The sequence below is a fragment of the Staphylococcus debuckii genome (assembly GCF_003718735.1).
GTDB classification, from domain to species: Bacteria; Bacillota; Bacilli; order Staphylococcales; family Staphylococcaceae; genus Staphylococcus; species Staphylococcus debuckii.
The window spans coordinates 1,727,826-1,751,390 of record NZ_CP033460.1 but is presented as its reverse complement, the minus strand read 5'-3'; the positions used below and the strand labels follow the sequence as shown (position 1 = coordinate 1,751,390).

Genomic DNA, 23,565 nt, shown 5'->3' with positions numbered 1-23,565 from the left:
CATGTTATGGGAAAAGTAATTGGTTTAACAGGCGGAATTGGTACTGGGAAATCGACAGTATCAGAGTTGTTAGCAGCACATGGATTTAAAATTGTAGATGCGGATGTAGCATCTAGAGAAGCGGTTGAAAAAGGATCTGAAGGTTTACAGCAAGTAAAACAAGTCTTCGGGGAAGAAGCTATTGATGACAACGGAGAAATGAATCGCAAATATATCGGAGAAATTGTTTTTAATGATGCTGAGAAACGTAAAGAGCTGAACCAAATTGTACATCCTATTGTTAGAGAAATTATGGAGAATCAAAAAGAGAAATATTTAAGTGAAGGTTACAATGTGATTATGGACATTCCTTTGCTTTTTGAAAATAATCTTCAAGATACCGTTGATGAAACTTGGTTGGTATATGCTTCTGAAAGTATCCAAGTAGAAAGATTAATGGAACGTAATGATTTATCTCAAGAAGAAGCTAAAGCTAGAGTTTATAGTCAAATTTCTATTGATAAAAAACAACGTATGGCCGACCATGTCATCGATAACCGCGGCACTTTATTAGAATTAAAACAAAATCTAGAACAATTATTGATGGATGAAGGATATATTCAACAAACTGCGGAGAATCAAGAAGAAATAGGAAAATAAGTAAGCCTTTTCATCCTCGTATATCCTTAGTAAAATTACTTATCATAAATGATAAGTAATTTTTTTGTTTATTTTTGTAAAACGCTTTCATTTTTACGGAATTATGCTATACTGATTCCATAAAGTATAACACATATAAAACGAGGGGTGCTTTTTATGACAACGAATATTGCAATTAACGGAATGGGACGTATTGGGCGTATGGTACTACGTATCGCTTCTAAAAATGATGATTTAAATGTAGTAGCGATTAATGCGAGCTATCCTCCAGAAACAATTGCACATTTAGTAAAATACGATACGACTCATGGTAAATATGATGGTGAGGTAGTACCGACTGAAAACGGTATTCGTATCGATGGTCATGATATTAAATTAGTTTCAGACCGTAACCCAGAAAACTTACCTTGGAAAGAATTAGATATCGATATTGTCATAGAAGCTACAGGTAAATTCAACCATGGTGACAAAGCAGTAGCACATATCAATGCTGGCGCTAAAAAAGTATTATTGACAGGGCCTTCAAAAGGTGGTCATGTACAAATGGTTGTTAAAGGCGTAAATAACGATAACTTAGATGTTGAAGAGTATGACATTTTCAGTAATGCTTCATGTACAACAAACTGTATCGGTCCAGTTGCCAAAGTATTAAATGATAATTTCGGTATTGAAAACGGATTGATGACAACAGTACATGCTATTACAAATGACCAAAAAAATATTGATAACCCACATAAAGATTTACGTCGTGCGCGCTCTTGCAACGAAAGTATTATCCCTACATCAACTGGCGCTGCAAAAGCACTTAAAGAAGTTTTACCAGAATTAGAAGGTAAATTACATGGTATGGCACTTCGTGTACCAACTAAAAACGTCTCATTAGTCGACTTAGTTGTAGACTTGAAAAAAGAAGTTACAGCTGAAGAAGTGAACCAAGCATTTGAAGATGCTGATTTAAATGGTGTCTTAGCTGTTTCAGACGAGCCGTTAGTTTCAGTAGACTTTAATACAAATCCTAACTCAGCTATTGTTGATGCAATGTCTACATTAGTAATGGATGATAAAAAAGTAAAAGTAATCGCTTGGTACGATAACGAATGGGGTTACTCAAACCGTGTCGTTGATATCGCAGTAGAAATCGGAGAATTATTGAATACTAAAGAAAAAGCAACAGCTTAATCATTGCTGCTGTCATATATTAAACCAGCTGATTGGAAGTAGGGCTCCAATCAGCTGGTTTTTGCTTTGAAAAATTTGAAAAGTTCCGCTTTCTTTTGTGTTAAGTAAGATTATAGTATAATAGGCATAATTAATATGAGAGGTGAAAATGAATGAAATGCCCTAAATGTAATTCAACACATTCTCGTGTAGTGGATTCAAGACATGCAGACGAAGCCAATGCAATTCGCAGACGACGAGAATGTGAAAATTGCGGTACCCGATTTACTACATTCGAACATATCGAAATGAGTCCGTTAATCGTTGTGAAAAAAGATGGGACACGTGAGCAATTCTTAAGAGAAAAGATTTTAAATGGGCTAGTTCGTTCATGTGAGAAACGTCCAGTCGGTTATCAGCAATTAGAAGATATTACGAATAAAGTAGAATGGCGTTTAAGAGATGAAGGACAAGCCGAAGTTTCATCTCGAGAAATCGGGGAACATGTGATGAATTTGCTGATGCATGTTGATCAAGTTTCCTATGTTCGTTTCGCCTCTGTTTATAAAGAATTTAAAGATGTTGACCAATTACTGGAATCTATGCAAGGCATCTTGCAAGAAAAGAATAATCGGAGTGACAATTAATTATGTTTAACCAAGACGATTTCGGTATTCGACCTCAAGATCCGTTTAATGTGTTACAATCTGAAAAATTATCAGAAGCCCAATTAGAGGTTTTGAACCGTTTGTTTACTCCATTAATCGGTACGAGAGCGATTGGTGTATATCATTACTTATCACAGTTTGCGAATCCTAAGCATAATCAAGCATCCACTCATTATGTCATTATGAGTGAATTGAAAATTAATCTAGGAGTTTTTCGTGAGGAAATGAACCGGTTAGAAGCAATTGGTTTAATTAAAACATTTGTGAAACATAACAAAGATAATTCACATTTTGTATATGAATTAGTGCAACCGCCAACTCCTAAACAATTTTTCAATGATCCTATGCTTTCTGTTTATCTCTATAAAGAAGTAGAGAATAAACGTTATCACCAATTGAAACGTTACTTTGAACATACTCAAATGGATTTAAGTGATTATCAAGAGGTTACACGTAATTTTACAGATGTTTTCAAAGTTCCTAATCAAGCTTTCGATAATGTTCAGAAAAATAATATTACTCAAACCGCTTCTTACAAAGGAATTAATTTAGATAGAGTGCAATTTGACTTTGAATCACTTTACCAACTATTGAGCAATCACTTTGTCAGTTCAGAAATTGTTGAAGAGCAAGCGAAAGGTCTGATAACACAACTTGCCGTTTTATATGGTATTACACCAGAAGGAATGAAAGGACTTATTTTAAAATCGCTTACCAGCAATCAACGTATCTCATATGAAGAGTTGCGCAAACAAGCGCGGTCTTTTTATGCCATTGAGCATGAAAATCAATTGCCCGCTTTAGAAGCTAAAGCCAATGTACCTACAACGCCCCAACAGCAAGAAGAAGTTATTGAGTTGACTAGAGCACCTCAGACACCAGAAGAATATGAGAGCTGGTTTAAGTTGATGGATGCTACAAGTCCGATTGATATGCTGACAAGTTGGGCAAAATCTGAACCTACATTGAAACAGAAATATCTGGTGGAAGATTTAATAGTGAGAGAACAATTGCCGTTTGGTGTTATCAATATGCTGCTTCAATACGTAATGCTCAATAATGATATGCAATTGCCGAAGACTTATATCCAAGAAATAGCTTCTAATTGGAAGAAGAAAGAACTATCTTCAGCCGCTGAAGCACATGCACATGTGATGGATATGAAAGAAGCTGAAAAACAACGTAAAGCTAAACAAAATACTAATCCGCCAAGATTTAAGAATTATGGTCAGCAAGTTGCCTCGAAGGAACTTACTCCTGATTGGCTGATTAAAGGAGAACATAAGAAGAGAAGCGGTAAAAATAAAAGAAAAGCAGATGATGCTGAAGATCAAAGCCTGGCTCAAGATAGAGCAAACTTTCTTAAACATTTAAAAGAAACATGGAAGGAGGATGACGAATGAAACGTTTCAGTAATATAATGCAAACTTCTCCTGATTTTCAAAAGCGATTCGAAAAGATTAAAAAGGACGTTATTAACGATCCAGATGTCAAAAAGTTTTTAGAAAATCATCGAGCTGAATTAACCAATCGAATGATTGATGAAGATTTAAATATTCTGCAAGAATATAAAGATCAGCAGAAGCATTATGACGGACATGATTTTGCTGACTGTCCTAACTTTGTGAAAGGACATGTACCAGAACTTTATATTGAAAATGGACGGATTAAAATCAAATATCTTCCGTGTCCATGTAAGATCAAACACGATGAGGAACAGCGAGAAGCACATCTCATTACCTCTCATCATATGCAGCGAGATACTTTGAATGCTAAATTAAAAGATATTTATATGGACAAGCGTGACAGATTAAATGTTGCAATGGTAGCGGATAAGTTTTGTAAGGATGTTATTGCAGGAAAAGAGAATGTGAAAGGCTTATATCTTTATGGTTCTTTTGGGACGGGTAAGTCTTTTATTCTAGGTGCTATTGCTAATCAATTAAAGTCGCAAAAAATTCCTTCAACTATCGTTTATCTACCTGAATTTATTCGTACTTTAAAAAACGGATTCAAAGATGATTCATTTGAGAAGAAATTACAACGGATCAGAGAAGCGAATATATTGATGCTGGATGATATTGGTGCAGAAGAAGTAACGCCATGGGTGAGAGATGAAGTCATCGGACCATTACTTCATTATCGTATGGTACACGAACTTCCTACGCTGTTCAGTTCAAATTTAGATTTTGATGAACTTGAACATCATCTTTCTATCACACGTAATGGTGCAGAAAAAACCAAAGCCGCTAGAATTATGGAACGTATTAAATCATTGGCAGCACCGTATGAACTTGTCGGCGAGAATTATCGTGACGATTGAAATTTTGAAAAAATGAGTTATAATAGAATTAAATCTGAATTAACGTAAACAAATCGAGGATAAGATGAATTGTTTCCTGATACACAGAAAACTGTTGGTGATGAGAATACAGTTATCATAGCAATTGATTACTCCCTCGTTGATATCGATATTCGTAATGAATATCCGGCTCAAGACCGTTATCTTATGCAGAGATAGATAAGTACATGCGGGAATCATGTTTTTATCTGAACTAGGGTGGTATCGCGATAACCTCGTCCCTTTATTGGGAGGAGGTTTTTTTGTTTTTACGTAGAGGATTATATATTGGAGGCGTTTATGAATGGATAAAATCAATATTACTTTCCCAGACGGAAACAGTACAGAGTTTGATAAAGGTATTACTACTGAGGAAATTGCTCAGTCTATCAGCCCAGGACTTCGTAAAAAAGCAGTGGCTGGTAAATTCAACGACAAAATGGTGGATTTGACTCGTCCATTAGAAGAAGATGGATCAATTGAAATTGTAACTCCAGGAAGTGACGAAGCTTTAGAAGTTTTACGTCATTCTACTGCTCACTTAATGGCACAAGCATTAAAACGTTTGTATGGAGACGTGAAATTCGGAGTAGGACCAGTAATTGACGGCGGCTTCTATTATGATTTCGATACAGATGTCAAAATCTCTTCAGATGATTTTCCTGAAATTGAAAAAACAATGAAGCAAATTGTGAATGAAAATTATAAAATTGAACGTAAAGTAGTGAGTCGTGAAGAGGCAAAAGCATTCTTCAAAGATGATCCTTATAAATTGGAATTAATTGATGCGATACCAGAAGACGAATCAGTAACATTATACACACAAGACGAATTTACTGATTTATGTCGCGGTGTACATGTTCCATCTACTTCTAAAATTAAAGAATTCAAATTATTATCAACTGCAGGTGCTTATTGGAGAGGTGACAGCAACAATAAAATGCTGCAACGTATTTATGGTACAGCTTTCTTCGATAAAAAAGATTTAAAAGCACACTTGAAAATGTTGGAAGAACGTAAAGAGCGTGACCACCGTAAAATCGGTAAAGAATTAGACTTATTTATGAATAGTCAACTTGTAGGTGCAGGTTTACCATTATGGTTGCCGAACGGTGCTACAATTCGTCGTGAAATTGAACGCTATATTGTAGATAAAGAAGTTGCATTAGGCTATGACCACGTATATACTCCTGTACTAGCCAATGTTGATCTTTATAGAACATCCGGACACTGGGATCATTATCAAGACGACATGTTCCCGCCAATGAAATTGGATGAAACAGAAGAAATGGTCTTGAGACCAATGAACTGTCCGCACCATATGATGATTTACAAAAATAAACCGCATTCATACAGAGATTTGCCGATTCGTATTGCAGAATTAGGTACAATGCATCGTTATGAAGCAAGTGGTGCAGTATCAGGTTTACAACGTGTTCGCGGTATGACTTTAAATGACTCTCATATCTTTGTAAGACCAGATCAAATCAAAGAAGAATTCAAACGCGTTGTTGAATTAATTCTTGATGTATATGAGGACTTCGGATTTAAAAATTACAGCTTCCGATTAAGTTATCGTGACCCTGAAGACAAAGCTAAATACTTTGACGATGACGAAATGTGGGAAAAAGCAGAAGCGATGTTGAAAGAAGCCGTTGATGAAATGGGCTTGCCATATGAAGAAGCAATTGGTGAAGCGGCATTCTACGGTCCTAAATTAGATGTTCAAGTTAAAACAGCTATGGGTAAAGAAGAAACTTTATCAACTGCACAACTGGATTTCTTATTGCCTGAAAGATTCGAACTTGCTTATATCGGTAAAGATGGTGAAGAACATCGTCCGGTAGTTATTCACCGTGGTGTGGTTTCAACAATGGAACGTTTTGTTGCCTTCTTAACTGAAGAAACAAAAGGGGCATTCCCAACTTGGTTAGCACCAAAACAAGTTGAAATTATTCCAGTAAACGTTGATTTGCACTACGACTATGCAAGACAAATTCAAGATGAATTGAAATCTCAAGGCGTACGTGTGGAAATCGATGACCGTAATGAAAAAATGGGATATAAAATCCGTGAAGCACAAATGCATAAAATTCCTTATCAACTTGTAATTGGTGATAAAGAAATTGAAAATAATGAAGTAAACGTTAGAAAATATGGTTCTAAAGATCAAGAAACTGTAGAAAAAGATGAATTCATTTGGAATTTAGTTGATGAAATTCGTTTGAAAAAACAAAGACAACAATAAGACCTTGAAATAACTGAGGTATTAAGGTATATTACAATGTAGTTGAATAAATATTAAAAAAAGTGTTAGAGGTTGCATCTTTGATGAGTAACTTATCAGAAGCTGTGTGGAGCGTAGGTTGAATGAGTTAAAGGCAAAGATGCCGAAATATATAATAACCATAACTATTGTATATTGGGACAGTTTTCGAATAGAAGCTGGACTGTCACAAAATGTGATGTGCTACCGTATATTTATAAAGTCGAACAATGGTTGCATATCTTGGATTTGCAACCATTGTTTTTTATTTTATTTGCAAGCCTCTAATCCTAGGAAAGGAAACGTTTATGGAAAATAAAACTAGTCAAGATGCAGGCATACAAAGAGGCCTGAAAGATCGCCATATTTCTATGATTGCAATCGGCGGATGTATTGGAACAGGTTTATTTATGACATCTGGCGGTGCAATTCATGATGCAGGGCCGTTAGGGGCTTTACTTGCATATTCAATTATAGGCATCATGGTATTCTTCTTAATGACATCACTTGGAGAAATGGCCACTTATTTACCAGTTTCAGGTTCGTTCAGTACTTATGCGACACGCTTTGTCGATCCATCACTTGGATTTGCACTAGGATGGAACTACTGGTTTAACTGGGTGATTACAGTAGCGGCTGACGTGACAATTGCAGCACAAGTGATTCAATATTGGGAACCGATGAAAATAATGCCAGCTTGGGGCTGGAGCGTTCTGTTTATTATCATTATTTTTGCTTTGAACTCATTATCAGTAAGAGTTTATGGTGAAAGTGAATATTGGTTTGCGCTCATTAAAGTGGTAACTGTTGTTATCTTTATCATTATCGGCTTATTAACTATTTTCGGTATTATGGGCGGTAAATTTATCGGATTTGAAGTCTTTACATCCGGAGACGGTCCAATTCTCGGAGGCAGCTTAGGAGGCAGTTTATTATCTATCTTAGGTGTGTTCTTAATTGCTGGATTCTCATTCCAAGGTACTGAATTAATTGGTATTACTGCAGGAGAATCTGAGAACCCTGAAAGAGCTGTGCCGAAAGCGATTAAACAAGTATTCTGGAGAATTTTGTTATTCTATATCTTAGCTATTTTCATTATTGGTATGTTAATTCCATATTCTAGCTCAGCACTTATGGGCGGCGGAGATAGCATTGCTACTTCACCGTTTACATTAGTTTTCAAAAATGCAGGATTAGCATTTGCAGCATCATTTATGAATGCTGTTATCTTAACATCAGTATTATCGGCTGGTAACTCAGGAATGTACGCTTCTACAAGAATGCTATACTCAATGAGTAAAGATAAACTGGCATCGAAAGCCTTTGGAAAAACATCCAATAGCGGGGTGCCTTATATCTCACTATTCGCTACAGGACTTGTAGTAGTAATTATTTTCCTAGTACAAAAATTAAGTGGAGATGCTTATGAGTATATTGTAGCAGCAAGTGGTATGACAGGCTTTATCGCTTGGGTCGGAATTGCAGTCAGCCATTATCGTTTCCGCCGTGCATTTAATGTACAGCAGCACAGTAAATATGAATTGAAATACAAAGCTAAATGGTTCCCGTTTGGTCCGATTTTTGCAGGTATATTATGTGTCATTGTAATCATTGGACAAGATGTTGATTTCATTAAAACAGGTCATTTTGATCCGAATAGATTTATCATCACTTATATGGGAATTCCAGTTTTCTTAGCATTCTTCATTTATCATAAACTAAGATACAAAACTAAAAAAATTCCATTAAAAGATGTAGACTTACGTCAAGACGTGGATATGAACCAATTCAAATAAAAAATAAAATAATGATTGACTTTGTGTAATAGAGTTGATATGATTATATACGTTGAATACGAAACGAACCAAGTAGAAGCTTCCCGCTTCTCACCTGTAGCGACGCATAAAAGCTGTTGGCAGGTCCAATACAACGTGATAATCTTATCATGTTGAGTAATGGAAAAAGAGCGGGCACTTCTGTGTCCGCTCTTTTTACTTGGGATATTTCGTAAATATAACGGAGGTGTTAACCATAGCAAAGGATCAAACGCAAGTTAACGAAAGAATTCGCGCAAGAGAAATTCGTGTCATTGGTCAAGACGGTGAACAAATCGGTGTAAAACAAAAACGTGAAGCATTAGAAATGGCTGAACGTGTAGGTTTAGATTTAGTAGTTGTCGCACCAAATGCTAAACCTCCTGTTGCTCGTATCATGGATTACGGCAAATACAAATTCGAGCAACAGAAAAAAGAAAAAGAAATGAAGAAGAAACAAAAAGTTATCAATGTTAAAGAAATTCGTTTAAGCCCAACAATTGAGGAACATGATTTCCAAACTAAGTTGAAAAACGGACGTAAATTCTTGAACAAAGGTGATAAATGTAAAGTTTCAATTCGTTTCCGTGGACGTGCCATTACGCATAAGGAAATTGGTCAACGTGTATTAGAAAAATTTGCAGACGAATGCAAAGATATCGCTACAGTTGAACAACGACCTAAAATGGAAGGCCGTCAAATGTTTATCATGCTTGCACCAACAGCAGAAAAATAACTTTTTAAAATTTATAGGAGGAATTTCATTATGCCTAAAATGAAAACACACCGCGGAGCAGCTAAACGTGTTAAAAGAACTGCTTCAGGTAAATTAAAACGTTCAAGAGCTTTCACATCTCACTTATTCGCTAACAAAAGCACTAAACAAAAACGTAAATTACGTAAAGCTAGCTTAGTATCTAAAAGTGATATGAAACGCGTAAAACAATTATTAGCTTACAAAAAATAATTGATCGTATAGATGACAAAATCAGTGAGCAACAGCTTTAAAACAAAGGTTGCCATCACTTAAAACAACTAAAATATAAGTGTTATAAACATAACCAAGGAGGAATTTAATATGCCACGTGTTAAAGGTGGAACAGTAACAAGAGCACGTCGTAAAAAAGTAATCAAATTAGCAAAAGGTTACTTCGGCGCTAAACGTACTTTATATAAAACAGCAAAACAACAAGTAATGAAATCAGGTCAATACGCATTCCGTGACCGCCGTCAAAGAAAACGTGATTTCCGTAAATTATGGATCACTCGTATCAATGCGGCTGCTCGTAACCATGGTATGAGCTACTCTAAATTGATGAACGGCTTGAAACAAGCTGACATCGATATCAACCGTAAAATGCTTTCTGAAATCGCTATTTCAGATGACAAAGCTTTCGGTGAATTAGTAGAAAAAGCAAAAGCTGCTTTAAAATAAGCTTATTTTAAAATACTCAATCATTGATAGAAATTCGATGATTGAGTATTTTTTATATGATAATAGAGTTCAACTTTACGGGTTTTTGAAATTTTTGATAAAATACAAGCAAGTACATAACAAAAACTTAAAGGAGATTAAGATGTCTAAATTCGATGAAAAAATTATAGTAGTACCTAGAGAAGTTGTTTTTAATCATGAAAAGAACGCTTTTAATGGGTTTTTACCTAAAAATGATCCGATGGGTGAAAAAATCTTTGATACATTAGATCAATATGAAGTTAAACGACGTGGAGATATGGAAGAAGATCCGAATTATAAACAATTGATTTCGTACTGTCTGTTAGAAAATGAAAAAGGTGAAACTTTAGTATATGAACGACTTTCAGGTGGCGGCGAAGAACGTTTGCATGGTCAATCATCAATTGGCGTCGGCGGACATATGAATGATGTCATGGATGCTCAAAATGTTAATGAAGTATTGCGCGTCAATGCTCAAAGAGAATTAGAAGAAGAAATCGGGTTAAGTCCGAGCAAAACTCAAAACATGGAATACCTTGGATTTATTAACGATGATACCAACGAAGTAGGAGAAGTACATTTAGGTATTGTGTTCAAAATAAGAGTGGATACTCAAAATGTAGAAGTAAAAGAGACAGATACACTTAAAATTAACTGGATGCACCAAGGACGTATTGAAAATTACGATGACTTTGAAACGTGGAGTGCTTTAATACTGAAAGCTTTTAATTAAAAGTAGGTGTAATAAATGTCAGATATCATTCCGTTTCCGCAAAACAAAGAAAAATTAATAAAAGATATTAAAACACATTTTGAACAAGAAAAATATGAACCAATGTATGATACTTTCATGAAATATGAAAAGGAATTTGAATTAACAACTGAACTTGCATTATTAAAATGTGAAATGCTGTTGCGAATGGAACAATATTTGGAGCTGAGAGAAGAAGCAATTGTGCTATTAAAACAAGGCTTCGACGCATACAATCAGTTGATGATTTATTATATAACAAGTTTACATGGATTAGGACAGTACTATGAATGTATAGAAGTATTTAATCAAATTATTGAGCAAGTTGAAGATCATAATATTCGGATGCAATTGTATCCGATTAAAGAAGATGCACAAATGCAGTTAAATGAAAACAAGAAACATTATATTGCTAGAATACAGCAATTTACCGAATTAAATGTGAATCAACAATTATATTTAATTTTCGATTTAATGCATGAAGGTCAATATGGCTTTACAGATACATTTGCAGAATTACTATCCAGCCACAACTTTCATTCTAATGTACAAACCATTATATTAGAGTATCTCAAAAAAGGACAATACGAGAAAGAAGTTGACTTTAGCAAATATGAGACCGATTTTAGTGTTTATCCGGCTCAATTGCCAGGACTTGAGTACGCTTCTTTCACACAGCACGTGATACCTAAAGTGTTAGAAAGATTCGAAGATAACTATGGTGACCAATTAAGAAGTGAAATTTCTCAAATGCTTCAAAGTTTTGCAATTGCATTATATCCATTAGAGATAGAAGAAGTAGCATCTGTAAACGTATGGGTGAACACATTTTATCATTATATTGAGCAAATGCTGAATTTATCCTTTGCATCTGTTGATAATTTAAACCAAGAAGTCTATGCATGGATTTCAAAAGTTGAAAAGAATATTAAGCAATAAATAGGGTACTAAATTAATATTGTATGGTAAGTTTAATCGTGCTTGAACACCTTAAACACAACGTTTGTAACCACATTATACGTATGCTATAATGATGAAGTTGAAAAAATTATAATAGGAAGATCATGGAGGTTTTTGGACATGAAAGCAACATGGGAAAAAAAGGAAGGTAACCAAGGCGTTTTATCAGTTACCGTTCCAGCTGAAAAAGTAGATCAAGCAATTGATCAAGCATTCAAGAAAGTAGTTAAACAAGTTAATATTCCTGGTTTCCGTAAAGGGAAAGTACCTCGTCAAATTTTTGAACAACGTTTTGGCGTGGAAGCTTTATACCAAGATGCAGTAGATATTTTGCTTCCTGAAGCTTATGGTGAAGCAATTGAAGAAACAGGTATCAAACCTGTTGATCAACCAGAAATCGACGTGACTCAAATCGAAAAAGGCAAAGATTTGAAATTCGATGCAACTGTAACTGTTCAACCAGAAGTTGAACTTGGTGAATATAAAGGCCTTGAAATTGAAAAACAAAATGCTGAATTAACTGACGAAGAATTACAAGAATCAATCGATCATAGTTTAGGCCATTTAGCTGAAATGGTAATTAAAGAAGACGGTGCAGTTGAAGAAGGCGACACTGTCAATATCGATTTCGATGGTTATGTTGACGGCGAACAATTCGAAGGCGGCCAAGCAGAAGGTTACGATTTAGAAATCGGATCTGGCATGTTCATTCCTGGCTTTGAAGAACAACTTGTTGGCTTAAAAACTGGTGAAGAAAAAGACGTTAAAGTTACATTCCCAGAAGAATACCATGCTGAAGAATTAGCAGGTAAAGAAGCAACATTCAAAGTTAAAATTAATGAAATCAAATATAAAAATGTTCCAGAATTAGACGATGAAATCGCTAATGAATTAGACTCTGAAGCTGATAACGTTGAAGAATATAAAGAAAATCTTCGCAAACGTTTAGCTGAAGAAAAGAAAGTCAAAGCTGAAAACGATGAAAAAGAAGAAGCTATCAACAAAGCAGTTAATAATGCTACAGTAGACATTCCTGAAGCTATGATTAACAATGAATTAGATCGTATGATGCAAGAATTTGCACAACGCATCCAACAATCTGGTTTAGATCTTGAAACTTACTTCCAAATTTCTGGACAAGACGAGTCTCAATTGAGAGAACAAATGAAAGACGACGCAGAAGAACGCGTTAAAACTAATTTAACTTTAACTGCAATTGCAGAAGCAGAAGAAGTTGAAGCAACTGAAGAAGATGTTGATAAAGAATTAGAAGCAATGAGTACTCAATTCAATATTTCAGTTGAAGATATTAAGAAAACTTTAGGCAGCACTGATATCGTTAAAGGTGATGTACGTGTTAAAAAAGTAATTGACTTATTATTAGATGAAGCTAAATTAGTTGAACCTTCAAAAGACGATGAAGAAAAATCAGAAGATCAATAATTAAATTGAATCAGATTTATAATTAGACATGTAGAGGGTGAGATAAGTATTATTTACTATCTCATCCTCTACACTTGATTTATAATCGGAATAATTCTGATTTGGATTAAGTTGTGTTATAGTATTTGTAAGCAATTTTGTTGCATAAGTTGGCGTAAATGATATATTCAAATTATGAAATTATATTATCGATACGAGCCATCTTTTCGAAGAGATGTGGTGTCTTGTTTAAGCTTATTTACCCAAAAGTTTATTAGAAAGGGATACCCAAAATAGAAATATATATATAAAGGTTATAAACACATCAATTGAAACATTGAGAGTGTTTTAGTATAGTCTTTATGGAATAGGGGTGTAAAAAATAATGTTCAAATTCAATGAAGATGAAGAAAAATTAAAATGCTCATTCTGTGGTAAGGACCAAGACCAAGTTAAAAAACTTGTTGCAGGGAGCGGTGTCTACATTTGTAACGAGTGTATTGAGTTATGCTCTGAAATAGTAGAAGAAGAACTTGCTCAAACAGCCACAGAAGAATTCACAGATTTACCGACTCCTAAAGAAATTATGGATCAATTAAATAACTATGTTATAGGACAAGATAAAGCGAAAAAATCATTGTCTGTTGCTGTTTATAATCACTACAAACGTATCCAACAACTTGGACCTAAAGATGATGAGGTAGAATTGCAAAAAAGTAATGTTGCCTTAATCGGTCCAACAGGTAGTGGTAAAACATTATTAGCTCAAACACTAGCTAAAACGTTAGACGTACCGTTTGCAATTGCTGACGCTACAAGCTTAACTGAAGCAGGTTATGTGGGTGAAGACGTTGAAAACATCTTACTGCGCTTAATACAAGCAGCTGACTTTGATATTGATAAAGCAGAAAAAGGTATTATTTATGTCGATGAAATCGATAAAATTGCACGTAAATCTGAAAACACTTCAATAACACGTGATGTATCTGGTGAAGGTGTACAACAAGCCTTGCTTAAAATTTTAGAAGGTACTACTGCAAGTGTACCGCCACAAGGTGGTCGTAAGCATCCAAACCAAGAATTTATTCAAATCGATACAACTAATATCTTGTTCATCTTAGGTGGTGCCTTTGATGGTATCGACGAAGTTATCAAACGCCGTTTAGGTGAAAAAGTAATCGGCTTTGCAAGCAATGAAGCAGCTAAATACGACGAAAGTGCATTACTTGAACACATTCGTCCAGAAGATTTGCAATCATACGGATTAATCCCAGAATTTATTGGTCGTATTCCAATCGTTGCAAACTTAGATACTTTAGATATCGCTGCATTAAAAAATATCTTAACTCAGCCTAAGAATGCTTTAGTTAAACAATACAAAAAAATGCTTGAGTTAGATCACGTTGAATTAGAATTCACAGAAGAAGCGTTAACTGCAATTGCTGAAAAAGCAATCGAACGTAAAACTGGTGCTCGTGGTTTACGCTCAATTATTGAAGAATCGTTAATCGAAATTATGTATGATATCCCATCAACAGAAGATGTTGCGAAAGTGGTTATTACTGAAAATACAATTAATAACGAATCTAATCCAGATTTATATGATGCTGAAGGTAATGAAGTTAATTTAGAAAAAACATCAGCTTAATTGATAATTTGATGCTACACTCCGAATTACTCAATCACGAGTAGTTTGGGGTGTATTTTTTTGTTTGAAGAAAAAATATCAAAACCTCGTAAAATTCTGATATAATATAACGCGACTAAGATAAGAATTATTAAAAGGAAAGAGGGAGAAAATGGAAGTAAATCCTAATAATATTGAATTATTGATTAGTGCTGTAAAGCCGGATCAATATCCTGAAACGGGTTTAGAAGAAGTAGCATTAAGCGGCCGCTCTAATGTAGGTAAATCTACGTTTATCAATAGTATGATAGGCCGTAAAAATATGGCGCGTACTTCTCAACAACCAGGCAAAACGCAAACTTTAAATTTTTATAATATAGATGATCAGGTAGTTTTTGTAGACGTGCCTGGGTATGGCTATGCCAAAGTAAGTAAAACACAACGCGAACAGTTTGGAAAAATGATTGAAAAGTACATTACACAACGCGAACAATTAAAATTAGTCATCCAATTAATCGACATCAGACATAATCCTACTGAAGATGATATTTTAATGTATGATTTCTTAAAATATTATGAGCTGCCCGTGTTGGTTATTGCTACGAAAGAAGACAAAATTGCTAAAGGTAAAATTCAAAAGCATCTTAAAGCAATCAAGGAGCGCTTAGAACTTGAAGAAGAAGATACAATCATTAGTTATTCATCTATTAATAACAAAAATCAGCAGACGATTTGGAATGCGATTCAACGTTATTTATAATAATTATTACATGATAAAATTATAATGAAGAATTTGCTTTAATGATACTAAAAGTGGGGAAAGCTTAAATAACAACGGATTTAGCATTGTTTATGATTTTCCACAACTAGATTTGACAATTTTATGACAGCAAAGATATGTGATAGGTGAAATTTGACGAAATTATGAATGAAACATTTGCTAGATTAGAATATTTATAATTAATGTGGATTGATAACTTTAAGGTTGTCACATGTGTGTTATAATATGAGTATTGTCAATAGTATGGAGGGCGTTATAAATGCATATAATTGCGATTAGCATCAACCATCGTACCGCTGATGTAGCACTTAGAGAAAAAGTTGCTTTCAAAGCTGATGCCATACGTGAATCACATATGGACTTATTTGAAACTAAGTCCATATTAGAAAATGTTATTTTATCAACTTGCAACCGCACAGAGGTTTATGCGGTAGCAGACCAAATTCACACAGGACGTTATTACATCCAACGCTTTTTAGCACGTAAATTTGGTTTAGAAGTTGAAGAAATCAAAGCAATGTCAGAAGCTTTGGTAGGGGATGAAGCGGTAGAGCATTTATTTAGAGTGACATCTGGTCTAGATTCAATTGTGTTGGGGGAAACGCAAATTCTAGGACAAATGCGTGATGCATTCTTTATTGCTCAAGAAGAAGGTACGACTGGTACAATTTTTAATCATTTATTTAAACAAGCGGTTACATTTGCTAAACGTGCGCATCATGAAACAGATATCGCAGATAATGCGGTCAGTGTATCATATGCTGCAGTTGAATTAGCTAAAAAAGTATTTGGAAATTTAAAATCACAACATGCAGTTATTATTGGCGCTGGAGAAATGAGTGAGCTTTCATTGCTTAATCTTCTAGGATCTGGCCTCGAAAATATTACAGTTGTGAATAGAACTAAAGAACGTGCACAACAACTTGCTGAGAAACATCAAACAAATTATGCAGATATCAATGATTCAGATGAATTACTTGTAAATGCAGACATAGTTATCAGTTCAACAAGTGCACAAAATTATATTATTACTCAAGATATGATGAACAAAGTTTTGAGAAAACGTCGTCATGAGCCTATGGTCTTAATTGATATAGCGGTACCTAGAGATATCGATCCAGCAATCGAATCTGATATGAATATCTTTAATTATGATATTGATGATTTGAAAGGATTGGTGGATGCTAACCTTAGAGAACGTGAAGCTGCTGCTGCACAAATTGCGGACCAAATACCAACCGAAATTAATGAACATAACGATTGGGTCAATATGTTAGGTGTTGTTCCTGTCATCCGTGCACTTCGTGAAAAAGCCATGAATATCCAACAAGATACAATGGCGAGTATCGACCGTAAATTACCAGATTTAAGCGAGCGTGAACGCAAGGTTATATCTAAACATACAAAAAGCATCATTAACCAAATGTTGAAAGATCCTATTAAACAGGCTAAAGAATTGAGTAACGATAAGAATAGCAGTGAAAAATTAGAGCTGTTTCAAAACATTTTTGATATTGAAGCTGAAAGTGAATACAAAAAAAGTCTAGAGAAAAAAGAGCGTAAACTCTCGGCACGACATATTTTAGGTTTTGAATAAACAGCCTTAGTATGGTGATGATATGCAAGATGTATTTTTCGTACGTTTCCATGAAATAACGTTGCTGATTTATTTACTTAGTATTTCTTGCTATTTTTATGATTTCTTCAAAAAGAATCATAAAATTAGAATGGTAGGTTTCTACACTTTGGGGATTGTTTGGTTGTGTCAAACAATCTCTTTATCTTTATATATCAATAGTATACATGCAGTCCCTTTGGGTTCAGTTTTTGATGTATTCTATTTTTTAAATTGGCTGATACTCTCGATTTCGATAGTCATCAGCGTTGTGAAGCAACTTGATTTTTCCATCTTTTTATTTAATACAATCGGTTTTATAGTAATGGCAATTCATACTTTCCGACCAAATGAGTCATTTATACGTCACGCTGAGTTTAATGTGAACCATGAGTTATTAATCATCCATGTTTCATTAGCTATTATCAGTTATGCGCTCTTTTCATTAGCTTTTGTAAATGGTGCATTATATATCCTTCAGTATCGTAACCTTAAACAGAAGCATTTTGATCAGAAGTATTTTAGAATAGGCAGTGTCTTCAGTTTAGAAAAGATTATGTTTTATTCAACACTCATTGGTTTAATTATTCTTATAATCGGTGTTATTCTAGGTGCGCAGTGGGGATTTCAGACAATCGGTTTTAAAATACTCCTCGATCCCAAAGTAATTTCATCTATTATAATAATGATTTGCTATGTCGCTTACATTATTATTAGAACTAAAAGATTAGTGAACCCATTGAATTATGTATTATTCAATATGCTGATTTATATGTTAAGTATGTTTAATTTATTGTTTATCTCTCACTTTCCGAATTTCTTTGGTTAGTGAGTGACCAGATTGAAACGGAGGAATGAGCATGCGTAAGCTTGTAGTAGGTTCGCGCAGAAGTAAATTAGCATTGACGCAAAGCCGTCAATTTATAGAAAAGTTAAAAGAAGCTGAACCTGGCTTAGAAATAGAAATAAAAGAAATTGTCACTAAAGGTGATCGTATTGTAGACAAGCAATTGTCTAAAGTTGGAGGCAAGGGCTTATTCGTAAAAGAAATCCAACAAGAATTGTTCAGTCATGAAATAGATATGGCTATCCATTCATTAAAGGATGTCCCAAGCGAACTGCCTGAAGGATTAACTTTAGGATGTATACCAGATAGAGAAATTCCGTTCGATGCATTTATTTCTAAAAATCATGTTCAATTAGCGGATTTACCTGATGGAAGCATTGTGGGAACAAGTTCTCTTCGCAGAGGTGCTCAAATTCTCGCTAAATATCCTAATTTAGAAATTAAATGGATTAGAGGTAATATTGATACGCGCTTAAGCAAATTAGAAACTGACGATTATGATGCGATTATTTTAGCTGCCGCTGGTTTACGCAGAATGGGCTGGTCAGATGATATCGTTACTGAATATCTTGATCCTGAATTGCTCTTGCCTGCAATCGGTCAAGGAGCACTTGGAATTGAGTGCCGTAGTGATGATACTGAGTTATTAGATTTACTGAAAAAAGTTCATAATCAAGACGTGGCTGAATGTGTGACAGCAGAGCGTACATTTTTAAAAGAAATGAATGGAAGCTGCCAAGTACCAATCGGCGGTTATGCCACAAAAGATGAGAATGGCCGTCTTTCATTTACGGGATTAATTATGTCTACAGACGGCAAGGAACGTTATGAACAAACAGCTACAGGAAACGACCCAGTAGAATTAGGCAAAGAAGTAAGTAATATCTTAAAAGAACAAGGTGCAAAAGAAATTATCGATGCACTGAATGAAGAATCTTAATTCATAAACATTGGAGTTGAGTAGCAATGGCGGCACCTGTGATTATGACACAAACCAGCAATTTAAATGAATATGTTGAAGAAGTAATCCATTTGCCTTTCATTAGATTGAAAAAGTTATCATTTAATCAAGAACTGTTAAATGACCATTATGATTGGATTATTTTTTCTTCTAAAAATGCTGTGAAATTTTTCAATGAATATTATCCGAAGGTTGATGCGACTCATGTAGCGGCTATCGGAGAGAAGACCAAGAAGTATTGTAATCAGAATGGAATTACTGTGGATTTCTTTCCTGAAAATTTTTCACAAGAAGGATTTATAAATGAATTTACAGTGAATAAAGGTAATAGGATATTGATTCCTAGCAGTGCGGCTGCACGCCCTTTACTACAAACTCAACTTCAAGAACAGAATGCCGAAGTCGTTAAAATAGATTTATATGAACCTGAGGCTTACACTGAGAATATAGAACAAGCCATTTCATTATTAAGAAGAGGACTTGCAAGCGGAATCGCATTTGCAAGTTCGTCTGCTGCTAATTATTTTTTTGAAGAAGCTGAAGAGGCGAATTTAAGCGCAAATTATACGTATTATGCAATTGGAAAGCCTACCTTTGAAAAAATAAAACAGTTTGGTTATAAAGCTGAAATGGCTAATGAACAAACTATTGATGGATTGTTAAACATTATTAAAGAAAGTAGGAATCATAAATGAGTTTTGATAGACATAGAAGACTACGTGCCAATAAAACAATTCGTAGCCTTGTCAGAGAAAATCACGTTAGAAAAGAAGATTTGATTTATCCAATTTTTGTAGTGGAAAGAGATGATGTTAAAGAAGAAATCCCTTCCATGCCGGGTATTTATCAAATTAGCTTGAATCGTTTGGATGAAGAATTGAAAGAAGCTTATGATTTAGGTATCAGAGGCGTGATGTTCTTTGGTGTTCCAAATGAAAAAGATTCCGTAGGTACAGGTGCATATGCACATGAAGGTATTATTCAACAAGCAACACGTAAATCTAAACAATTATATCCAGATATGTTAGTGATTGCTGATACATGTTTATGTGAATATACAGACCATGGCCATTGTGGTTTGATTGATGAACATACACATGATGTCGATAATGATAAATCTTTACCATTGCTTGTAAAAACAGCTGTTTCACAAGTTGAAGCAGGAGCAGATATTATCGCGCCAAGTAACATGATGGATGGATTCGTTGCTGAAATCAGAAAAGGTTTAGATGAAGCGGGATATTATAATATTCCTATTATGAGTTATGGTATTAAATATGCATCAAGTTTCTACGGTCCATTCCGTGATGCTGCTGAATCTGCACCATCATTCGGTGACCGCAAAACATATCAAATGGATCCTTCAAACCGTCGCGAAGCATTATTAGAATTAGAAAGCGACTTACATGAAGGCGCGGATATGATGATTGTCAAACCAGCATTAAGTTTCCTAGACATTATTAGAGATGTCAGAGAAAGAACAAATGTGCCAGTTATTGCATACAACGTAAGTGGTGAATATAGCATGACTAAAGCAGCTGCTATGCAAGGTTGGATTAACGAAGAACAAATTGTAATGGAACAAATGACTTCTATGAAACGCGCAGGCGCTGATATGATTATCACTTATTTCTCAAAAGATATTTGTCGTTATTTAGATCAGAAGGAGGATTAAGATGGGTTACGAAAAATCTATTGAAGCCTATAAGAAAGCAGAACAATTGATGCCAGGCGGGGTGAACAGCCCTGTCCGAGCTTTTAAATCTGTAGATATGCCAGCAATTTTTATGGACCATGGTAAAGGTTCTAAAATTTATGATATTGATGGCAATGAGTATATTGATTATGTACTTAGCTGGGGTCCATTAATTCTTGGACATGAGAATCCGCAAGTCATTGAGAATTTGCATAAAGCAGTAGATAAAGGTACGAGCTTTGGTGCTTCAACTTTAGAAGAAATTAAACTTGCTGAATTAGTGATTGACCGTGTTCCTTCTATTGAAAAAGTAAGAATGGTATCTTCTGGTACTGAAGCTACACAAGATACGATTCGTCTTGCACGCGGATACACAGGTCGAGATAAAATCGTTAAGTTTGAAGGTTGTTATCATGGTCATAGCGACTCATTGTTGATTAAAGCTGGTTCTGGTGTAGCAACTTTAGGTTTACCAGACTCTCCAGGTGTTCCTGAAGGTACAGCTAAAAGTACAATCACAGTTCCTTACAATGACCTAGACGCTATTCGTAAAGCATTTGAATTATATGGTGACGATATTGCAGGAGTGATTGTAGAACCAGTTGCAGGCAATATGGGAGTAGTACCTCCGATTGAAGGCTTCTTGCAAGGTTTACGTGATATTACTAACGAATATGGTTCTTTATTGATTTTCGATGAAGTCATGACTGGATTCAGAGTTGGCTATAATTGTGCACAAGGCTACTTTGACGTTATGCCTGATTTAACTTGTCTTGGTAAAGTTATTGGAGGCGGACTTCCTGTAGGTGCTTTCGGCGGTAAAAAAGAAATCATGGATAAAATTGCTCCTGTAGGTACGATTTACCAAGCAGGTACTTTATCAGGTAACCCACTTGCAATGACAAGCGGTTATGAAACATTAAGCCAATTAACTCCTGAAAGTTATGAATACTTTAATGAATTAGGAGATATGTTAGAAGAAGGCTTGAAAAAAGTAGCTGCTAAACATAATGTACCGATGACAGTAAACAGAGCAGGCTCTATGATTGGTTATTTCTTAAATGATGGTCCTGTCACAAACTTTGAACAAGCAAACCAAAGTGACTTAGAGTTATTCAGTGAAATGTATCGTGAAATGGCAAATGAGGGTGTATTCTTACCACCATCTCAATTTGAAGGTACATTCTTATCAACTGCACACACTAAAGAAGATATTGAACGTACAATTGAAGCATTTGATAAAGCATTTGAAAAAGTAGCGAATAAATAATCATTTAAAATAAATATTTAACTTATAAAAGTATATGCCGATAGGTATGTACTTTTATTATGATACAATTTAGTAACGATGAGTACAGAAAAATGTTATTATTAACGTAGCAAAAGCGAAGTCAGGGCCAAAGGGTAGTGATAAAAGTGAATAAAAAATGGCTTAATAATATAATTGTATTATTATTAGCAGTAATAATCAGTTTGATTTTTTCGGCTTTGCATATCATGCTGCCGTTTATGTTCGGACCAATCGTTGCGAGTATCATTTGTATCAGACTCTTTAAAATGGATATTCAATGGCCATTTTGGATCAGCCAGCTTGGGTTGATTTTACTTGGGGTACAAATCGGTTCAACTTTTACAAAGACCGTTGTGAATGATATCGCTCAAAACTGGTTCTCAATTGTATTGGTCACAGTTTTATTATTAGTATTAGCTATTTTAATTGCTTATTTCTTTAAAAAGATAGCACGAGTCAACACTGAAACAGCGCTATTAAGTGTAATTCCAGGCGCTTTGAGCCAAATGTTGATTATGGCTGAAGAAGATAAAAGAGCAAATATTTTAGTTGTAAGTTTGACTCAAACTTCACGGATTATCTTTGTGGTGATTTTAATTCCGATGCTTTCTTATTTTATGTCTAGTGGAAATTCAGAAGGCGGCGCAGCAAAAGCAGTAAAATTAAAACCACTCAGTGAGGCACTTTCAATTTGGCAGATTATCTTTTTAATTATAGCGGTAGCAATAGTTTATATTTTAATGGATAAAATCAATTTTCCTACAAAACAATTATTAGCTCCTATTGTCGTTTTAATTGCATGGAATATGATTACAAACGCTACTTTTACTTTAGATAATTATCTTATAGCTGGAGCGCAAGTTGCTTATATGATACGTATTGGTATACAAATTTCCAAATTATTAAGTGATTTAAAGGGCAGAGTCGCAGTTGCGATTGCCTTTCAAAATGTAATGTTGATTTTATGTGCAGGGATTATGGTGTTCTTTGTGCATTTATTCAACCATATGTCACTCAATGATTTATTCTTGGGAGCAGCTCCTGGCGGTATGAGTCAAATCGTCTTGGTAGCTCTAGAAACTCATGCGGATGTAGCAATTATCTCTAGTTTCCACATCTTTAGAATCTTCTTTATCTTATTCTTGATTGCACCGGCAATTAAGTACTTCTTAAATTACACAGAACGTGCTGCTAAAAAATAAGAATAAAAACTTAGTGTGAAATTGTCTAAGCAATAACAAGAGTTGGAACATATATTTTGTTCCAACTCTT

22 protein-coding genes, 1 riboswitch and 1 other annotated feature are annotated in these 23,565 nt (G+C 34.8%); all 22 genes read left to right on the top strand.

The genetic code is table 11. The features are described from left to right. Nucleotides 1–6 precede the first annotated feature (6 nt). The 22 genes from coaE to CNQ82_RS08170 all read left to right on the top strand — a co-directional run bounded on the left by coaE (nt 7) and on the right by CNQ82_RS08170 (nt 23,495). On the top strand, nt 7–639 hold the full coding sequence (gene coaE, locus CNQ82_RS08275) for a dephospho-CoA kinase (RefSeq protein WP_123144890.1): 633 nt from the start codon (nt 7–9) through the stop codon (nt 637–639). Between the two features lie 156 nt (nt 640–795). Further along, nucleotides 796–1,818: a glyceraldehyde-3-phosphate dehydrogenase gene (locus CNQ82_RS08270; RefSeq protein WP_095104821.1), complete on the top strand. Its 1,023-nt coding sequence runs from the start codon at nt 796–798 to the stop codon at nt 1,816–1,818. Between the two features lie 152 nt (nt 1,819–1,970). After that, nucleotides 1,971–2,444 (top strand): transcriptional regulator NrdR, encoded by a 474-nt coding sequence (gene nrdR, locus CNQ82_RS08265; RefSeq protein ID WP_095104823.1) that lies wholly within the window; start codon nt 1,971–1,973, stop codon nt 2,442–2,444. 2 nt (nt 2,445–2,446) lie between these two features. After that, complete coding sequence (locus CNQ82_RS08260) at nt 2,447–3,868, top strand: replicative helicase loading/DNA remodeling protein DnaB (RefSeq protein ID WP_123144889.1); 1,422 nt, start codon at nt 2,447–2,449, stop codon at nt 3,866–3,868. Further along, nucleotides 3,865–4,788 (top strand): primosomal protein DnaI, encoded by a 924-nt coding sequence (gene dnaI, locus CNQ82_RS08255; protein ID WP_123144888.1) that lies wholly within the window; start codon nt 3,865–3,867, stop codon nt 4,786–4,788. Before CNQ82_RS08260 ends, dnaI begins: the two co-directional genes overlap by 4 nt. Before the next feature lie 322 nt (nt 4,789–5,110). Continuing rightward, nucleotides 5,111–7,054 carry a threonine--tRNA ligase gene (thrS, locus tag CNQ82_RS08250; protein ID WP_123144887.1) on the top strand — a complete coding sequence of 648 codons (1,944 nt, stop codon included), beginning with the start codon at nt 5,111–5,113 and terminating at the stop codon, nt 7,052–7,054. Between the two features lie 58 nt (nt 7,055–7,112). Beyond that, nucleotides 7,113–7,287: riboswitch (Lysine riboswitch) on the top strand. A gap of 93 nt (nt 7,288–7,380) precedes the next feature. Then, complete coding sequence (locus tag CNQ82_RS08245) at nt 7,381–8,868, top strand: amino acid permease (RefSeq protein WP_123144886.1); 1,488 nt, start codon at nt 7,381–7,383, stop codon at nt 8,866–8,868. A 64-nt stretch (nt 8,869–8,932) separates the two neighbouring features. After that, nucleotides 8,933–9,072: a sequence feature (ribosomal protein L20 leader region), on the top strand. 22 nt (nt 9,073–9,094) lie between these two features. Beyond that, the gene (infC, locus tag CNQ82_RS08240; RefSeq protein ID WP_123144885.1) at nt 9,095–9,622 is read left to right on the top strand and encodes a translation initiation factor IF-3; all 528 of its coding nucleotides are present in this window, start codon (nt 9,095–9,097) and stop codon (nt 9,620–9,622) included. A gap of 30 nt (nt 9,623–9,652) precedes the next feature. Continuing rightward, nucleotides 9,653–9,853, top strand: coding sequence for a 50S ribosomal protein L35 (gene rpmI / locus CNQ82_RS08235; RefSeq protein WP_015900531.1), 201 nt, complete (start codon nt 9,653–9,655; stop codon nt 9,851–9,853). Between the two features lie 111 nt (nt 9,854–9,964). Then, nucleotides 9,965–10,321, top strand: a complete 357-nt coding sequence (rplT, locus tag CNQ82_RS08230) for a 50S ribosomal protein L20 (RefSeq protein WP_015900530.1) — start codon at nt 9,965–9,967, stop codon at nt 10,319–10,321. 142 nt (nt 10,322–10,463) lie between these two features. Further along, on the top strand, nt 10,464–11,075 hold the full coding sequence (locus tag CNQ82_RS08225; protein WP_123144884.1) for an NUDIX domain-containing protein: 612 nt from the start codon (nt 10,464–10,466) through the stop codon (nt 11,073–11,075). A 15-nt stretch (nt 11,076–11,090) separates the two neighbouring features. Continuing rightward, nucleotides 11,091–12,032, top strand: coding sequence for a hypothetical protein (locus CNQ82_RS08220; protein ID WP_123144883.1), 942 nt, complete (start codon nt 11,091–11,093; stop codon nt 12,030–12,032). A 141-nt stretch (nt 12,033–12,173) separates the two neighbouring features. Then, nucleotides 12,174–13,496, top strand: a complete 1,323-nt coding sequence (tig, locus tag CNQ82_RS08215) for a trigger factor (RefSeq protein WP_123144882.1) — start codon at nt 12,174–12,176, stop codon at nt 13,494–13,496. Between the two features lie 364 nt (nt 13,497–13,860). Next, on the top strand, nt 13,861–15,123 hold the full coding sequence (gene clpX / locus CNQ82_RS08210) for an ATP-dependent Clp protease ATP-binding subunit ClpX (RefSeq protein WP_123144881.1): 1,263 nt from the start codon (nt 13,861–13,863) through the stop codon (nt 15,121–15,123). Nucleotides 15,124–15,274: 151 nt separating this feature from the next. Beyond that, complete coding sequence (gene yihA, locus CNQ82_RS08205; protein ID WP_123144880.1) at nt 15,275–15,862, top strand: ribosome biogenesis GTP-binding protein YihA/YsxC; 588 nt, start codon at nt 15,275–15,277, stop codon at nt 15,860–15,862. 280 nt (nt 15,863–16,142) lie between these two features. Next, complete coding sequence (hemA, locus tag CNQ82_RS08200) at nt 16,143–17,480, top strand: glutamyl-tRNA reductase (RefSeq protein WP_123144879.1); 1,338 nt, start codon at nt 16,143–16,145, stop codon at nt 17,478–17,480. A gap of 22 nt (nt 17,481–17,502) precedes the next feature. Beyond that, nucleotides 17,503–18,327 (top strand): cytochrome c biogenesis protein, encoded by an 825-nt coding sequence (gene ccsA / locus CNQ82_RS08195; RefSeq protein WP_123144878.1) that lies wholly within the window; start codon nt 17,503–17,505, stop codon nt 18,325–18,327. A 31-nt stretch (nt 18,328–18,358) separates the two neighbouring features. Then, the gene (hemC, locus tag CNQ82_RS08190) at nt 18,359–19,285 is read left to right on the top strand and encodes a hydroxymethylbilane synthase (protein WP_123144877.1); all 927 of its coding nucleotides are present in this window, start codon (nt 18,359–18,361) and stop codon (nt 19,283–19,285) included. 26 nt (nt 19,286–19,311) lie between these two features. Continuing rightward, nucleotides 19,312–20,001: a uroporphyrinogen-III synthase gene (locus tag CNQ82_RS08185; protein ID WP_123144876.1), complete on the top strand. Its 690-nt coding sequence runs from the start codon at nt 19,312–19,314 to the stop codon at nt 19,999–20,001. Continuing rightward, the gene (gene hemB, locus CNQ82_RS08180; protein ID WP_123144875.1) at nt 19,998–20,981 is read left to right on the top strand and encodes a porphobilinogen synthase; all 984 of its coding nucleotides are present in this window, start codon (nt 19,998–20,000) and stop codon (nt 20,979–20,981) included. The genes CNQ82_RS08185 and hemB overlap by 4 nt, the downstream gene beginning before the upstream one ends. Nucleotide 20,982: 1 nt before the next feature. Next, complete coding sequence (hemL, locus tag CNQ82_RS08175) at nt 20,983–22,272, top strand: glutamate-1-semialdehyde 2,1-aminomutase (RefSeq protein ID WP_123144874.1); 1,290 nt, start codon at nt 20,983–20,985, stop codon at nt 22,270–22,272. A gap of 146 nt (nt 22,273–22,418) precedes the next feature. Continuing rightward, nucleotides 22,419–23,495 carry an AbrB family transcriptional regulator gene (locus CNQ82_RS08170; RefSeq protein ID WP_206125358.1) on the top strand — a complete coding sequence of 359 codons (1,077 nt, stop codon included), beginning with the start codon at nt 22,419–22,421 and terminating at the stop codon, nt 23,493–23,495. Nucleotides 23,496–23,565: the final 70 nt, after the last annotated feature.

Coding starts and splice junctions, on each gene's coding strand:
- coaE (WP_123144890.1), top strand. CDS start 7: ATGGGAAAAGTAATTGGTTTAACAGGCGGAATTGGTACTGGGAAATCG.
- CNQ82_RS08270 (WP_095104821.1), top strand. CDS start 796: ATGACAACGAATATTGCAATTAACGGAATGGGACGTATTGGGCGTATG.
- nrdR (WP_095104823.1), top strand. CDS start 1,971: ATGAAATGCCCTAAATGTAATTCAACACATTCTCGTGTAGTGGATTCA.
- CNQ82_RS08260 (WP_123144889.1), top strand. CDS start 2,447: ATGTTTAACCAAGACGATTTCGGTATTCGACCTCAAGATCCGTTTAAT.
- dnaI (WP_123144888.1), top strand. CDS start 3,865: ATGAAACGTTTCAGTAATATAATGCAAACTTCTCCTGATTTTCAAAAG.
- thrS (WP_123144887.1), top strand. CDS start 5,111: ATGGATAAAATCAATATTACTTTCCCAGACGGAAACAGTACAGAGTTT.
- CNQ82_RS08245 (WP_123144886.1), top strand. CDS start 7,381: ATGGAAAATAAAACTAGTCAAGATGCAGGCATACAAAGAGGCCTGAAA.
- rpmI (WP_015900531.1), top strand. CDS start 9,653: ATGCCTAAAATGAAAACACACCGCGGAGCAGCTAAACGTGTTAAAAGA.
- rplT (WP_015900530.1), top strand. CDS start 9,965: ATGCCACGTGTTAAAGGTGGAACAGTAACAAGAGCACGTCGTAAAAAA.
- CNQ82_RS08225 (WP_123144884.1), top strand. CDS start 10,464: ATGTCTAAATTCGATGAAAAAATTATAGTAGTACCTAGAGAAGTTGTT.
- CNQ82_RS08220 (WP_123144883.1), top strand. CDS start 11,091: ATGTCAGATATCATTCCGTTTCCGCAAAACAAAGAAAAATTAATAAAA.
- tig (WP_123144882.1), top strand. CDS start 12,174: ATGAAAGCAACATGGGAAAAAAAGGAAGGTAACCAAGGCGTTTTATCA.
- clpX (WP_123144881.1), top strand. CDS start 13,861: ATGTTCAAATTCAATGAAGATGAAGAAAAATTAAAATGCTCATTCTGT.
- yihA (WP_123144880.1), top strand. CDS start 15,275: ATGGAAGTAAATCCTAATAATATTGAATTATTGATTAGTGCTGTAAAG.
- hemA (WP_123144879.1), top strand. CDS start 16,143: ATGCATATAATTGCGATTAGCATCAACCATCGTACCGCTGATGTAGCA.
- ccsA (WP_123144878.1), top strand. CDS start 17,503: ATGCAAGATGTATTTTTCGTACGTTTCCATGAAATAACGTTGCTGATT.
- hemC (WP_123144877.1), top strand. CDS start 18,359: ATGCGTAAGCTTGTAGTAGGTTCGCGCAGAAGTAAATTAGCATTGACG.
- CNQ82_RS08185 (WP_123144876.1), top strand. CDS start 19,312: ATGGCGGCACCTGTGATTATGACACAAACCAGCAATTTAAATGAATAT.
- hemB (WP_123144875.1), top strand. CDS start 19,998: ATGAGTTTTGATAGACATAGAAGACTACGTGCCAATAAAACAATTCGT.
- hemL (WP_123144874.1), top strand. CDS start 20,983: ATGGGTTACGAAAAATCTATTGAAGCCTATAAGAAAGCAGAACAATTG.